Origin of the sequence: Streptomyces kronopolitis (genome assembly GCF_014646275.1) — a bacterium.
GTDB lineage: Bacteria > Actinomycetota > Actinomycetes > Streptomycetales > Streptomycetaceae > Streptomyces > Streptomyces kronopolitis.
On record NZ_BMND01000010.1, the window covers coordinates 83,967 to 96,464 of the forward strand.

Annotated in this window: 14 protein-coding genes; 4 read left to right on the top strand and 10 right to left on the bottom strand. The window is 72.5% G+C overall.

Translation table 11 applies throughout. The features are described from left to right. The first annotated feature begins 36 nt into the window (after positions 1-36). Both IEY78_RS14030 and IEY78_RS14035 read left to right on the top strand, forming a co-directional pair. Entirely contained in the window at positions 37-450 is a 414-nt protein-coding gene (locus IEY78_RS14030; protein ID WP_189098061.1) for a hypothetical protein, read from the top strand. Beyond that, positions 447-686 (top strand): hypothetical protein, encoded by a 240-nt coding sequence (locus IEY78_RS14035; RefSeq protein ID WP_189098063.1) that lies wholly within the window; start codon positions 447-449, stop codon positions 684-686. The genes IEY78_RS14030 and IEY78_RS14035 overlap by 4 nt, the downstream gene beginning before the upstream one ends. Positions 687-761: 75 nt before the next feature. Here IEY78_RS14035 and IEY78_RS14040 read toward each other — a convergent pair whose 3' ends face one another. From IEY78_RS14040 to IEY78_RS14050, 3 genes are all read right to left on the bottom strand, one after another. Beyond that, a complete protein-coding gene (locus IEY78_RS14040; RefSeq protein WP_189098065.1) occupies positions 762-1,421 on the bottom strand; it encodes an NADPH-dependent FMN reductase in 660 nt (219 codons plus the stop codon). Between the two features lie 303 nt (positions 1,422-1,724). Next, complete coding sequence (locus tag IEY78_RS14045; protein ID WP_189098067.1) at positions 1,725-1,982, bottom strand: WhiB family transcriptional regulator; 258 nt, start codon at positions 1,980-1,982, stop codon at positions 1,725-1,727. Between the two features lie 273 nt (positions 1,983-2,255). Further along, positions 2,256-2,591 (bottom strand): hypothetical protein, encoded by a 336-nt coding sequence (locus tag IEY78_RS14050; protein ID WP_189098069.1) that lies wholly within the window; start codon positions 2,589-2,591, stop codon positions 2,256-2,258. Positions 2,592-3,025: 434 nt separating this feature from the next. On the opposite strand from IEY78_RS14050, the gene IEY78_RS14055 reads away from it, so the two are divergent. Next, complete coding sequence (locus IEY78_RS14055) at positions 3,026-4,015, top strand: ornithine cyclodeaminase family protein (protein ID WP_189098071.1); 990 nt, start codon at positions 3,026-3,028, stop codon at positions 4,013-4,015. 54 nt (positions 4,016-4,069) lie between these two features. Here the strand turns inward: IEY78_RS14055 and IEY78_RS14060 are convergent, their stop codons facing one another. The 6 genes from IEY78_RS14060 to IEY78_RS14085 form a co-directional block, all read right to left on the bottom strand. Beyond that, entirely contained in the window at positions 4,070-4,606 is a 537-nt protein-coding gene (locus IEY78_RS14060; RefSeq protein ID WP_189098073.1) for a hypothetical protein, read from the bottom strand. 118 nt (positions 4,607-4,724) lie between these two features. Further along, complete coding sequence (locus tag IEY78_RS14065) at positions 4,725-5,258, bottom strand: GNAT family N-acetyltransferase (RefSeq protein ID WP_189098074.1); 534 nt, start codon at positions 5,256-5,258, stop codon at positions 4,725-4,727. A 185-nt stretch (positions 5,259-5,443) separates the two neighbouring features. After that, positions 5,444-6,667, bottom strand: a complete 1,224-nt coding sequence (locus IEY78_RS14070) for a globin domain-containing protein (protein ID WP_189098076.1) — start codon at positions 6,665-6,667, stop codon at positions 5,444-5,446. Positions 6,668-6,831: 164 nt separating this feature from the next. Further along, positions 6,832-7,278: an RrF2 family transcriptional regulator gene (locus IEY78_RS14075; protein WP_189098078.1), complete on the bottom strand. Its 447-nt coding sequence runs from the start codon at positions 7,276-7,278 to the stop codon at positions 6,832-6,834. A 101-nt stretch (positions 7,279-7,379) separates the two neighbouring features. Beyond that, positions 7,380-8,987: a D-alanyl-D-alanine carboxypeptidase/D-alanyl-D-alanine endopeptidase gene (dacB, locus tag IEY78_RS14080; protein WP_189098080.1), complete on the bottom strand. Its 1,608-nt coding sequence runs from the start codon at positions 8,985-8,987 to the stop codon at positions 7,380-7,382. Positions 8,988-9,265: 278 nt separating this feature from the next. Continuing rightward, positions 9,266-11,077, bottom strand: coding sequence for a TIGR03767 family metallophosphoesterase (locus tag IEY78_RS14085; RefSeq protein WP_189098081.1), 1,812 nt, complete (start codon positions 11,075-11,077; stop codon positions 9,266-9,268). A 185-nt stretch (positions 11,078-11,262) separates the two neighbouring features. On the opposite strand from IEY78_RS14085, the gene IEY78_RS14090 reads away from it, so the two are divergent. Then, on the top strand, positions 11,263-11,646 hold the full coding sequence (locus IEY78_RS14090; protein WP_189098083.1) for a VOC family protein: 384 nt from the start codon (positions 11,263-11,265) through the stop codon (positions 11,644-11,646). Positions 11,647-11,713: 67 nt separating this feature from the next. Here IEY78_RS14090 and IEY78_RS14095 read toward each other — a convergent pair whose 3' ends face one another. Further along, entirely contained in the window at positions 11,714-12,433 is a 720-nt protein-coding gene (locus IEY78_RS14095) for a hypothetical protein (RefSeq protein WP_189098085.1), read from the bottom strand. Between the last annotated feature and the right edge of the window lie 65 nt (positions 12,434-12,498).

The following is a 12,498-nucleotide window of genomic DNA, read 5'->3' on the forward strand; positions in this document are numbered from 1 at the left end:
GGGCACCGTGCCCGCCTTCCTGTCAGGAGGACCTTCATGCGCACCCGCAACCTCGCCCTCTCCTCGGTGGCCGCCTGCACCGCGCTGCTCGGCGTCGTGGGCACCGCGGCCGCCGCCGACAGCAGCAGCACCCCGGCGCCCTCCGCGTCCGCAAAGCACGGCGCCGGCGACGGGTCGCGGGCGCTCTGCAAGCGCGCCCCGAAGATCGACAAGCGCCTCACCAAGGCACTGCACCGGCTCCAGGGCAACGCCGGGGTCCGCGGCTCCGTCGCCCGCCTGGAGAAGCGGGTGGCCAAGGCGAAGGCCGCCGGGCACAACGAGGTCGAGACCTTCCTCAGCCACAAGCTCACCCACCGCAAGTCCCTGATCCCCACGCTCCAGCAGCGGCAGAAGGACCTCGCCAAGGTCGCCTCCTGGTGCCGTACGCAGCACAACACGGCCTCCTCGTGACCCGCATTGGGCAGTGCGCGGTGCTCGTGGTGACCACGTTGGTGTGCGGCCTGCTCGTCGCAGGATGCGGCAACGGGGTACGCGCCGAGGGCAACGCACCCGCCGCGACCCCGTCTACCGCCGCCCCGTCGTCCGCCGCCCCGTCACCCACCGGCGCCGCGGAGATGCAGAAGCTGGTGGACGAGGCCGCGAGCGCGGCCGCCGCCGCGGATTCCGACGCGGCCGCGGACCGCTGACCGCCGCACGCGTACGTCCCGTCACGGGGCGGGGCGTACGCGTGCGGAGCGCCCCGGCGCATTCGGGCAGGAGGCTCAGTCCTCCGCCCGCTGGGTCACGGGAGCCCCGGTGCGGTCGCCGAGGAACTCGTACCAACGGCGCTGCAGACAGCCATAGCGCGCATCAGCCTCGACGAGGTGGAGGAACGCCGTGACCGTCTCGTTCAGGCGCTGCTGGAGCGCGGGGTCGGTCAGCTGCCCGTCCTCGGCGAACCCCTTGTGCGCCCCGGCGAGGCTGAACATGTCCGGGTAGACCCGGGTGCCGAGGTGCTCCAGCGGCACCCGCAGCGCCCACAGCCCCCGGTTGCCGCCGACCAGCGACGGGGAGGCGGAGAGCAGCAGCGCGTGCTTGGTCTTGAACGGCTGCGGCCGGATGCGGGAGACCCAGTCGATCGCGTTCTTCACCACACCGGGCACGGAGGCGTTGTATTCGGGGGAGGAGAGGACGAAGGCGTCGGACCGCTCCAGCCGGTCGCGCAGCGCGAGCGCGCCCGCCGGCACCCCGTCCGCGGCCTCCGCGTCACCGTCGTACAGCGGCATGTCGAAATCCCGCATCGCGGCCAGGTCGACATCGGCGCCGGCCTCGGTCATCATCCGCGCCACCAGCGAGGCCAGCTGGGCATTGGTCGATCCGGTGCGCAGTGCGGCGCCGAGCACGAGGACGCGCAGCGCACCGGGGTGTCCCTCCGTGGTCATGGCGACGTCCTTCCCGGACCGTGCCCCGGGAGCCCGTCGCCGCATGCGCCGGGTCAGCGTCCGGGGGTGACGGCAGCGTACCGGCGCCGGACCGGCAAACCGGGCATTCCTCGCGCCGCGCCCGCCCGGCTCCGGGCCCCGTCGGCGCCGGGCGCCGTGGACCCGCTCCGCGCGTGCACGAGACCGTGTACGCGCACGACGGAGGGGCGGTGGCGGATCGTGCTCCGCCACCGCCCCTGACGGTTCGGGTCGGCGGGGCCGGGGTGCCGCCTCGCGGTACCGGACCCGGCAGTTGAGGGATCGTCAAACGGCGGCACTGCGCGCCCGGTTGCGTGCGGCCCGGCGGCGCATGGCACGCCGTTCGTCCTCGCTCATCCCGCCGCAGACCCCCGATTCCTGACGGGACTCCAGCGCCCACTGCAGGCACTGTCCCATCACCGGGCAGCGGCGGCAGACGGCCTTGGCCTCCTCGATCTGCAACAGCGCGGGACCGGTGTTGCCGACCGGAAAGAACAGCTCCGGGTCCTCCTCGCGGCACACGGCGTCATGGCGCCAGTCCATGGATTCCCTCCCTTTCTCCGCGGCGAACGCGGTCCACAAGGCAATGCGGCGAGGCGCCGGAACCGCTGATTGCCTCACCCGTCCTGCGACGGCGCCTCGCTGTCCTCGCGTGCCCGATCCTGCGCGCGCAATGCGTCGTCCCTTCGGGGTATACGGATTCGCCCGCTCGTTCACCCCCGACGGCCCGGGGGAGCGGCGGAAACGCGGCGGAACGGCACGGTGCGGCCCCCCGTCGTCGGGGAGCCGCACCGTGCCCAGCCGTACCCTGCGGGTTCAGTGCCTACAGGTGTAGTAGCCCTTGTGCCAGGTCTTCACCCAGTAGCCGGGGTGCCAGTACTTGCTCCAATACCCCTTGTGCCAGTGGTGGTGACCGTCGTACCAGCCCCCGTGCCACCGGTACTCCCAGTGCCCCGGGTGCCACACCTTGGTCCAGTAACCGGCGTGCCAGGCGCACTTGGCGTGCAGGGCCTGACTGGCCGTGGACGGCGTGGCCGGCGCTGCGGGAGCCGCGGCTGCGGCCATGCCCGCGGTCCCCATGGCCGCTGCGCCGGCCAGCACGGCACCGGCCGCGGCGACCGCGAAGGAGCGCCTCACCTGCTGTGCTCGCATGGAACTACACCTCCTGTTGAGCCTCTGGGGCTCGGGAAGGGACGCTCGGGGCACTGTCCTCACGAGCCGTGCGGCATGGCCCAGAATTCATCGGCGTCCGAACCGCCCGCGACTCCGTGTGCGGGGACCGTGCCCGTCGTCCGGCTTCCGGCCTCTCGGCCCGCCGGGCACCCGGCTCGCATAAAAGCGGCATAAAGAGAATTTACCCCAGATCGGGCAACGGTGAGGGGGTTGCGCAGGGTCGCGAACGGTGACCCGACGCAGTCGGATCCCCGACCGGCCGCGGCGGCTTCACGCGACGTCACGGACACCGGCAGGCGGCGCGCTCTGCTCCGCCGCCCCATATGCGTCCCCGTCCCCGGCAGCGGGTTACGGTCGGCATCCCGGCCCGGTGGGACGCCGGCCGGTACGCGGTGATCGGGAGGATGGGACGCATGCTGGTTCTCGGACGTGCGCAGGTCGAGGCGCTGCTCGACATCGATGCGCTGATCGACGCCCTGGCGTCGGCCATGACGGATCTCAGCGCGGGGCGCGCCGCCGCCCCGGACCGGGTGGCCGTGCGGATGGTCGAACAGGACGGCTTCCTGGCCGCGATGCCGGGCCATGTGCCGTCGGCCGAGACCCTGATGACCAAGCTGGTCTCCGTCTTCCCGCACAACGGCGGTACCGGTCTGCCGACCCATCAGGCGCTGATCGTCGCCTTCGATCCGCACACCGGGGAGCCCACCGCGCTGCTGGACGGAACGGCGATCACCGCGGCCCGCACCGCCGCGGGTTCGGCGCTCTCGGCCCGGCTGCTGGCCCGTGACGACGCCTCGGTGCTCGCGCTCCTGGGCACCGGCGCACAGGCCCGGGCGCACGCCGCGGCCATGTGCCGGGTCCGCCCGGTCCAACGGATCCGCATCGCGGGCCGGGACCGCGCGAAGGCGGCCGCGCTGGCCGAGACGCTGTCGGCCGAACTCCGGCTTTCCGTCGAGGCGTTCGCCACCTACGCCGAGGCGCTCGACGGTGCGGACATCGCTGCCGCGACCACCCATGCCGTCGACCCGGTGATCCGCCGTTCCTGGCTCCCGCCCGGCGTCCATGTGACCTCGGTGGGCTTCAACCCGGACGGCCGCGAGATCGACGATGCCACGATCGCGGAGGCGCTGGTGTGCGTGGAATCGCGGCAGGCGGCCCTGGCCCCGTTCCCCGCGGGCAGCAACGACCTGCTGGAGCCGCTCCGCGAGGGCGTCATCACCGAGGACCACGTACACGCCGAGCTGGGCGAACTCCTCACCGGCGCCAAGGCGGGCCGCACCTCACCGGACCAGATCACCCTCTACAAGTCCGTCGGGGTCGCCGTGCAGGACGCTGCGGCCGCGGCCCTGGTCGTCGCGGCCGCCCGGGAGCGGTCGATGGGCACGGAGATCAGCCTGGGCTGATGACGTACGGATGCCGACGGCCGGGGCGTGAGGCCGCGCCGTCGGCCGGCAGCCTCAGCGTCCGTACGCGCTGCGGCACAACTGCACCAGATCCGAGCGCACCCGGCCGGACGCCATCCGGCACATCATCCCCGGATCGACCGACGACCCGCGCCGCCGCGATCCGGGGAAAGCCCGCCGCTGCCCCTCCCCGTGGTGCCACGGCCGTGGCCCGGTGTGCTCGGGGGGCCCGACACGCTCCTCGGGCGGCACGGAACGCGGGGGCTGCGCGGCGGCCTGACTCCCGCCCTGCTCCGGCCCGTTGACCGCCGCGGCGTGCCCTTGCACCACGCCCTTCTTGTGCGTCTTCTTCTTGTGCGCCTTCGGTCGGCGCCCGGGCTTGTGCCGCGCGGAGGCCACGTCCACCAGCCCCTCCCGCGAGGACCCCTTGCTGGGCGCGACCAGCGGTGTGGGCCGGGCCGGGGCGACCGTGCGGCCGCCCGGTGCGGGACCGGGCCCGTGTACGGAGCCGCCGGCCGGCAGGGAGACACAGCCGCTGGTGGCCAGGAGGACGGCGGTCGCGGTGACGAGACGAAGAAGAAGAGGACGCACCCTCTCACGGTGTCGGAGCCGCGTGAGCTGTCCAACCGACGCGCCGGGGCGCCACGCGGACGAAGGACGACGTAGGACTCCCGTGCTGACGCGGCGGGTTCGAACATCCCTCTGCCGCTCACATGGGCAGCGACCGCAGCCGCACCGGTCCCTCGGGCCAGCGCGCCCCGTCCCGCAGAGGTGTCCACATCGTCCGGAGCGGCATCACCACGGGCCCGTCGGGCTGCTCGACGCGCACCTCACCCGGAAGCGCCTGCCAGCCGAGCCGCTCGTACAGGGGCAGGAGTGGCGGCCGGCAGAACAGCAGACCGTACGCCGGCCCCATGGCGCGGGCGTGTTCCCGCGCGCCGTTGACGACGAGGCGCGCCAGTCCCTGCCCCCGCAGATCGGGAGCGACGGCCACCCCGCCGAAGCCGACCACCTCGGTCTCGGCCGTGCCGACCGTGACGGGCAGCGTCACCAGACCGGTGTGCGCCACCAGCCGCCCGTCACGTCGGATGCCGAAGTGCCGCTCCTTGGCCAGCCAGGTCAGCCCGGTGTACGCGACGCCGAACGGATCCTCCACCTCCCCGAGGATCTCGCCCAACTCCCGCTTCGTGTAGCGCGCGAGGGCGACGACGGTGCGTGACGTGGAGGGTGAGTTGGCAGTCATGATCGCATCATGCGGTGCGCTCCGGCCGCAGGCAACGGATATCGGGCGGGGTGCGGCGACCGGCCCGGACAGCGGTTGGACCGGACGCGGCGAGCGGGCCGGACGGGCCGAGCGGGCCGGACGGGCCGAGCGGGCCGGGTGCGGGACGCGTGCCGTCGGCAGTGCCGTAACGTCCCCGCATTCGCCTACAGGCCGAGATCCGGGCCGAAGACCTCGTAGTGGATCCGCTCGGCGGGCAGTCCCGAGGCCAGTAGTTGGGCGCGTGCCGCCTTCATGAACGGCACCGGCCCGCAGAGATACGCGGTGGTCCCGGAGGGAATGGCGAGCCGGGTCAGATCCATCAGGCCGGTGCGCACGGTCACCGCCCCGGTCGGGTCCCCGTCCCCGGCGCCCTCCTCGTACCAGAGGTCCGCCGTCGCGTCGGAGAGCTTGTCGGTGAGCCGGCGCAGATCCGTGCGGAACGGGTGGGCGGAGGGCGACCGATCGGCGTGGGCGGTGAGGATCCGGCGCCGGGAGCCGGCGGCGGCGAGATGCGCGAGCATGCCGATCATCGGGGTGCAGCCGATGCCCGCCGAGGCGAGGAGCAGCGGGCCCCCGTCGTCCTCGGAGAGCACCACCTCGCCGAATGGCGGGCTCACGTACAGGATTTCCCCGTCGTGGACGTGCGCGTGCAGATGGCCGGAGATCTCACCCGCGGGATCCTCGGACGATTCCCCGGCCCGGCGGCCCGCCGCCACCCGCTTCACGGAGATCTGCAGTCCGCCGTCCAGCTGCCCGGACAGGCTGTACTGGCGTATCTGCCGTGCGCCGTCGGGGAGTTGGACCTGAACGGAGACGTATTGGCCGGGTCGTGACGGCGGGACGGGGGCGCCGTCGGCCGGGCGCAGGAGGAAGGTCGTGACCTCCGCCGTCTCGCGGATGCGTCCGACGACTCGATAGGGCCGCCACACACTGCCGTCCCGGACGCCGGCTTCGTAGGTGAGCCGCTTCTCCAGGGCGATCAGGGCATGGGCCATCAGCCAGTACACCTCGTCCCAGGCCCGCACCACCTCGTCCGTCACCGCGTCGCCGAGAACCTCGGCGATGGCCGCGAAGAGATGCTCCCGCACGATCGGGTACTGGTCCGCGCGCACCCCGAGCGAGGCGTGCTTGTGCGCGATCCGCGCCAGCATGGTGTCCGGCCGGCTGTCCGGGTGCGCGACGAGATGGCCCGCGAAGGCGGCGATCGATCCCGCAAGGGCCTGCCGCTGGCTGCCGTTGGCCTGGTTGCCGCGGTTGAAGAGGTCGCGCAGCAGCTCGGGGCGGGCGGCGAAGAGCTTCTCGTAGAAGAGCGCCGTGATCTCGCCGAGGGCTCCGCGTACGGCGGGGAGGGTGGCGGTGATGGTCTTGGCGGACTCGGTCGACAGCATCAACTGCTCCTGATTCTCGAAGGGAGGAGAAGAAGGGGAGAAGGGGGGCGGAGGAGGCGAAACTTGCATCTGAGATGCGTATTTATGGGTGTGGGGATCGAGAGCGTGGTGCGTGGCGTGGCTGGGGGAGTGGGGTGCGCGGCGTGGGTGTCCCCGGGGCGGGGTCAGGCTCCGGGCTGGGCGGTCAGGCTGAGGAGGATCGGGCCGGTCGGGCTCTCGATGAGATCGGCGATCGAGAGCGGATCGAGTGCGGCGTAGAACGCTTCCTGTGCCGCGCGCAGTGCACCGCGCAGTCGGCAGCCGCCGCGCAGCGGGCAGGGTGGGTCGTCCTCGCAGCCCACGACATCGTCGACCCCCTCCAGTTCGCGGACCAGCTCTCCCAGGGAGCCCGTGCGCCCCGCGGTCGTGAGGCTCAGCCCTCCGCCGCGGCCGCGCCGGGCCTCGACGGCGCCCAGGTGCTGGAGCTTGCTGACGACCTTGGCGGCGTGGGTGTACGGCACCTCGACGGCGCTCGCCACCTCGCGGGTGGTGGGCGCGTCGTCCTGGTCGCCGAGCACTGCCAGGCGCATGGCGATGCGGAGGGCGATGTCGGTGCTCTTGGTCAGTCGCACGCTCGCGACTCTACAGAAGTGGTATCCAAGATGCCAATTAAATCCGGCGGCCCGCGATCGGCGACCGCCGACCGACGGCAACGCCTGGCCGCCTCCGGGGTTCAGTGCCCGGCCGAGGACTGCTGCTGGAGGTAGGCCGCGATGTCGGCCACGTCGTCGCCGATGGTCAGGACGCCGTTGATATCGGCATTGGGCGTCGAGGCGCCGTTGACCCCGTCGAAGAACACGTCGAAGTGGCCCTTGCGGGTCTCCAGATAGCCGGCCGCGGTTTCGGCGCCCACCGCCAGCCGGTCGTTGAGTGTGTCACCGCCCGCGACGGTGCCCGTCTTGGCGAAGACCTTGCCGCGTGAGGGGCAGTGCCGGCAGGAGTCCGCCAGCAGTCCGTCGACGCCCAGGATCGGCAGCGAGGTGCGGAAGCGTGCCGCCTCGGGGGTGCGCTGCCAGTACGTCAGGATCTGCGCCAAGGCCCGGGGCGTGGTGCGGTCGACCGGGTTGCCGCCCCGGCCGTCGGCGAGCTGTACGGCCTTGCGGTCCACGTGCGCGCGGTCCAGGAAGGCGGCGAGCACCGGGAACCCGTCCTCGCAGTCGGTGCTCTTCGCGGTCGTCGCCATCAGGCACATCCCCAGGTTCGCCCCGAGATTGTGGCTCACCTTGAGGATCAGCTTGGCGTATTGGGCGTAGGGCGGGGAGGTGTACCGGGCCACCGTGGGCGCGCCCTGATAGGAGTGCGGCAACCGGGCGGCGGGGTTGGGGCCGACCGCCTTCGCCCGGACCTTCACGCCGGCGCGTTGCAGCGCCTCGATCATGGCCGTCCGGCCGAACGCGTTCGGGTCCTTGATGTCGGACACCCGCAGGACGGGCGCGGATCCGGCCGCGATGGTGCCGGACAGCCGGATGCGGGTGCCGTCGCGGGAACTGGTCACGTCGATGCCGGTGGGCTGTCCCGCCGCGACGGTGCGCACGGCCGAGGTGACGTGGTAGGGCGCGACCTTCGGGCGCCAGTCCAGCCCGGCGGGGGTGCCCGGCCGGGAGCCGGGGGTGGTCAGCAGGTCGATGAGATTGTCGTTGACGATCAGCGGGGTGGGAGTCGGGTCGAGCACCGGGTCCGGACGGAACAGCCGCGCGTCGATGACCACATCGCCGTCGACCTGCCGGATGCCCGAGGCGCGTACCTGCCGGGCCAGCTGGTCGATACCGGCCAGCGGGTCCTGCGGGGTGAGGGTGGCTCCCGGGACGTCGTCGGCGTAGGTGTGGTCGATGGTGGTGAAGGCGACGGTGCCGTCCTTGCGGGTGCGGCCGCCGAGCGTCAGGTCACCCTGCGCGACCAGGTCCAGATTGCCCTTGAGGGTGCTGCCCCGCCGCTGTCCGACGGCGTGCACCGGTGTGACGAAGCGGTGGTCGCCGCCCAGGGTCTGCCAGGTGCCGCTGACGCTGAACAGTTTGGCCGTCGACCCGGGGACGAAGAACTGGTCGGCGTAGCGGGACTGCGTCACCTCGCCGCTGGCCGGGTTCTGCTGGAACAGGCCCCACTGGGCATGAGGGTAGTCCGGCTTCCGCATGACCGCCGTGATGCGCGGGTCGAGGGGGTGGGGGTTGGTGGACGGCGCCGCCTGGACCAGGCCGGTGAGGACCACGCCGACGGCCAGCAGCACGCTCACGGTGCCGGCGAGGCGCCGTCGGCTCGCCCGGCGTGTGACGGAGGGTGACATGCGGACTCCACCAAGGTGTTTTTGTGACGATATCTCCGGTGATGTTCCTCCTGAAGGTACTGCCCACGGCGGTGGTCGGAGCGCAGCGCGTCGGTGGGGTCCCCCGGATGAGCTGTGACGGGCGCCGGTAGCGGGGCGCCCTCGCGGATCGCGTCGGCGGTTACCCCGACCACTCGCGCTGCGACACGCCGGCTGTGACACGCCATCCGGCGGCCGCTGACCGCATCCCGGCGGATGGAGCACCCGAGCCCGCCCCGTCGGCCGGACCGTCGGCCCCGTCACGCCCGGTGGACGAGGAGTTCCGTGTTGCGGTCCGCCGGGCGACCGGCCATCGCCTCATGGACGCCGCCGCCCATGCCGGCGGCCAGGCCGGGGGCGTTGTAGGACAGTTCGCGGTAGAGGGAGGCGAGGCCGACCGCCGAGAGGTCGTCGAAGTCCGTGCGGTGCGGAGCGGCGGACTCGATGAGGGTGGTGAACAGCGACAGCGTGCCGTCGTGGTTGTCGACGAGTTCCAGGATCCGCGCGTGCTGCGGATAGTCCACGTGCGAGGCGGTGTTGATCTCCCAGAAGGAGCGGGCGGCCGTCGGGTGGGCGTGCGGGGTGATGCGATTGACGTGGCTGTGGCCGTTGATCCACGCCACCACGTTGGGGAACCGGCTCAGCAGGGCGATGAGTTCCTCGCCGTCGTGCCGCTTCTCCTCCGAGCGGGCCGCGTCGGGGCGCCGGGTCATACTCGGGCTGTGGTGATGGCTGAAGATCAGGATGTGCGCGTCATCGGCTCCGGCGTTGCGCACCAGCCGGCCGTCCGCGTCGTAGTGGCGGGCGCTGTGGGCGGCCAAGGTCCGCTCCAGCCAGTGGAGTTGACCGGTGCCCAGCGACCCTTCGAAGTGGCCGCTGCGGTAGGTGGTGTCGATGCTGATACCGAGGACGCCCTCCGCGACGGTGAAGGTGTAGTACATCCGGTCGTCGTTGAGATGGTCCTCGGTGTAGCCGTGCCCGGCCGGTCCGGCGCCGGCGAACGCCGGGTTCAGATGCGCCCGCAGATAGTCGTGCGGGGTGAACATGCGGCGCCGCTCGTCCGCGGTCACGGTCCGGGACCGGGCGGCATTGCGCGCGAGGATCTCCTTGAGCACGGTGCTCTTGGGGTCGTCGCCGGTCTCCAGCACCTTGGCGAAGGAGGCCACATCGCTGTCCGGTACGGAGAACAGCTTGCGCGACCCCGTGACATAGTCCGCCAGCTCCGGGTCCTGCGGGGTCAGGCAGCCGCCCGGCAGGTCGTCGTGGTTGCCGGGTGTCGAGTACCAGGGAATCCGCAGGCCGGGACTGGTGACGGGGCGGATCGCGGCGTCGAGATAGCCGGGTATCGACGGCAGTCCCCGCTTCTTGTCCTGGTCGCGCAGGCCGTCGGCCGGGTGCCAGTACAGGGGGAGTCCGCAGTTCTGCACGCCCTCGTACACCGCCGGGTCACCCGTGTTCGGCGTGATGCGGCCGCCGCTCATCAGGGTGAGGAACCACTCCAGCTCGACCGTGGAGTGGTTGTCGATGTTGTCGCCCGTGGACATGACGAAGGCCGGCCGCCGGCCGGTGTGGGGGCCGCCGCCCAGCGCGTTGGCCTGCTCCACCAGCGATACGGCGCCGGCCACCGACAGCGCCTCCTGCGCCCGCCACGACCCCGGCGATCCGGCGCGCAGATACTCGGTGCGCAACGGGCTCTGCACATCGGCCACATGGAGGTCGGTGAACTGGACGAAGCAGGCCAGGGCGGTCCGCCGGTCCTGGCGTCCGGCCGTGGCTCCGGCGAGGTCACCGCGGACCACCAGCGGCCATCCGGGCCCGGAGCCGATGCGGCGGTAGGTGCCACTGCCGGTGAGGTGCGCGGCGGTGTCCAGCGTCGTGACCCCGTACGGGGCCGGCCGGCGACCACCCGTACGGGCCGGCGTCGTGCGGGTGAGGGGATGCGCGTGCGGAGCCGCGCTGCTGCTGCGCTGACCCGGCAGTGCCCATGCGGCACCGACTCCGGCGACGGCGGCACCGGAGCTGAGAAGGAAGCGACGACGGTTGGTGGGGATGTGGGTTTCGATACCGGCCATCAGGCCCTCCGTGCCGTGGCCGGCAGGCCTGGCCACAGCGGTGTCACCAAACGGAATGTCTCGTTCCAGAGTTTGGGTGACGTGCGTGACCGCTGGCTGAACGCCCCCGGAACGCGGCGCACCCATTGCCCGTCGGTACGGTCCGTCCCCCGCCGCGCGGCACACGGTTCCCTACACTGACGGGCATGGCATGCCGCATCAGTGAGCTGGTCATCGACGTCGCCGACCCCGAACGGCTCGCCGCGTTCTGGAGCGAGGTCCTCGGCTACGTCGAACTCGGCCGGGAGGATGACGGAAGCATCGAGATCGGGCCGCCCGGCGCCGGCTTCGGCGGCCCGCAGCCCACCCTCGTCCTCAGCCCCGGCAGCGCCCCACGCAGCGGAAAGCTCCCCCTGCACCTCGACGTCAGCGCCACCGACCGCGACCAGGACGCCGAGCTGGCGCGGCTGCTCGCCCTCGGCGCCCGGCCCGTCGACATCGGTCAGACCGGCACCGAGAGCTGGCACGTCCTGGCCGACCCGGAGGGCAACGAATTCTGCCTGCTGCGCACTCGGCTCCAGCCCCTCTGACCGCCTGCGCGGGGACGCCGGTCCGCATCGGCCGCCGCGGTCTCCGCCCTAGCTCATTGGACGGGCCCTAGTCCTCGCGTCGTGCCGGGCGGCGGTTCAGGTTGAGGGCCGTGCGCAGGTCGACGGACGAGTCGAGACGGACGTCGACGCGGGCGTGCAGGAGCGGACCGCCGGCGGTGAAGACCTTGGTGCCGAGCGCGGCATTGAGCCGGGCGGCGGCGGCCGCGGTGACCTTGATGCCCACGTTCATCCGCAGCCTCGCGGTATCCGTGTCGACGGCGGCCTTCGTGGCGGACTGGGTGAAGGTGCCCACGGTGAGGTCCCGGCCGTGGTTCAGGCGGGCCCGGAGCGCGCCCTGGGACAGGTCGCCGACGAAGTCGGAGAGCCGGACGGATTTCCCGGTCTCGGAATTGAGCAGCGCGAGGCCCGTCCTGGCGAACCGCAGCTCACCGCCCACCTTCCCGCCGCTGTTGGTGACCACGCCGCCCTCGATGTCCATGCGCACGCCCGCATCGGAGGCGGGCTGCCGGCTGATCCTGCCGTGGGCGTCGAGGCGCGCGATCGTCACGCCGTGGTCCTCCAGGGCGGCGAGGAGCTTGGGCGGGGCCTCGAAGCGGGCGGTGCCGCCCGTGACGGGCACCTCGGTGTTTCCGGCGCGGCGGCCGGTGATGACCGACGCGCCGGGCGGGCCGGGGACCGCGGAGGCGTCCGCCGGGGCGGGTGCGGCGGCGAGAAGAGTGCTGGTGACCGCCAGGACGGCGGCCGTGGCGAGGAGGCGAGCGCGCATGCGGGTCCCTTTCTCCGGTGCCGCCGCGCACCCGTGGCGCACGGCGAGTGAGGAAAGGTCACTGT

What these genes read in the sequence shown, in the direction of transcription:
- IEY78_RS14070 (WP_189098076.1), bottom strand. Translation starts at nt 6,667, where the DNA reads ATGCTGTCGACCGAGTCCGCCAAGACCATCACCGCCACCCTCCCCGCC.
- IEY78_RS14085 (WP_189098081.1), bottom strand. Translation starts at nt 11,077, where the DNA reads ATGGCCGGTATCGAAACCCACATCCCCACCAACCGTCGTCGCTTCCTT.
- dacB (WP_189098080.1), bottom strand. Translation starts at nt 8,987, where the DNA reads ATGTCACCCTCCGTCACACGCCGGGCGAGCCGACGGCGCCTCGCCGGC.
- IEY78_RS14065 (WP_189098074.1), bottom strand. Translation starts at nt 5,258, where the DNA reads ATGACTGCCAACTCACCCTCCACGTCACGCACCGTCGTCGCCCTCGCG.
- IEY78_RS14090 (WP_189098083.1), top strand. Translation starts at nt 11,263, where the DNA reads ATGGCATGCCGCATCAGTGAGCTGGTCATCGACGTCGCCGACCCCGAA.
- IEY78_RS14050 (WP_189098069.1), bottom strand. Translation starts at nt 2,591, where the DNA reads ATGCGAGCACAGCAGGTGAGGCGCTCCTTCGCGGTCGCCGCGGCCGGT.
- IEY78_RS14055 (WP_189098071.1), top strand. Translation starts at nt 3,026, where the DNA reads ATGCTGGTTCTCGGACGTGCGCAGGTCGAGGCGCTGCTCGACATCGAT.
- IEY78_RS14045 (WP_189098067.1), bottom strand. Translation starts at nt 1,982, where the DNA reads ATGGACTGGCGCCATGACGCCGTGTGCCGCGAGGAGGACCCGGAGCTG.
- IEY78_RS14095 (WP_189098085.1), bottom strand. Translation starts at nt 12,433, where the DNA reads ATGCGCGCTCGCCTCCTCGCCACGGCCGCCGTCCTGGCGGTCACCAGC.
- IEY78_RS14030 (WP_189098061.1), top strand. Translation starts at nt 37, where the DNA reads ATGCGCACCCGCAACCTCGCCCTCTCCTCGGTGGCCGCCTGCACCGCG.
- IEY78_RS14040 (WP_189098065.1), bottom strand. Translation starts at nt 1,421, where the DNA reads ATGACCACGGAGGGACACCCCGGTGCGCTGCGCGTCCTCGTGCTCGGC.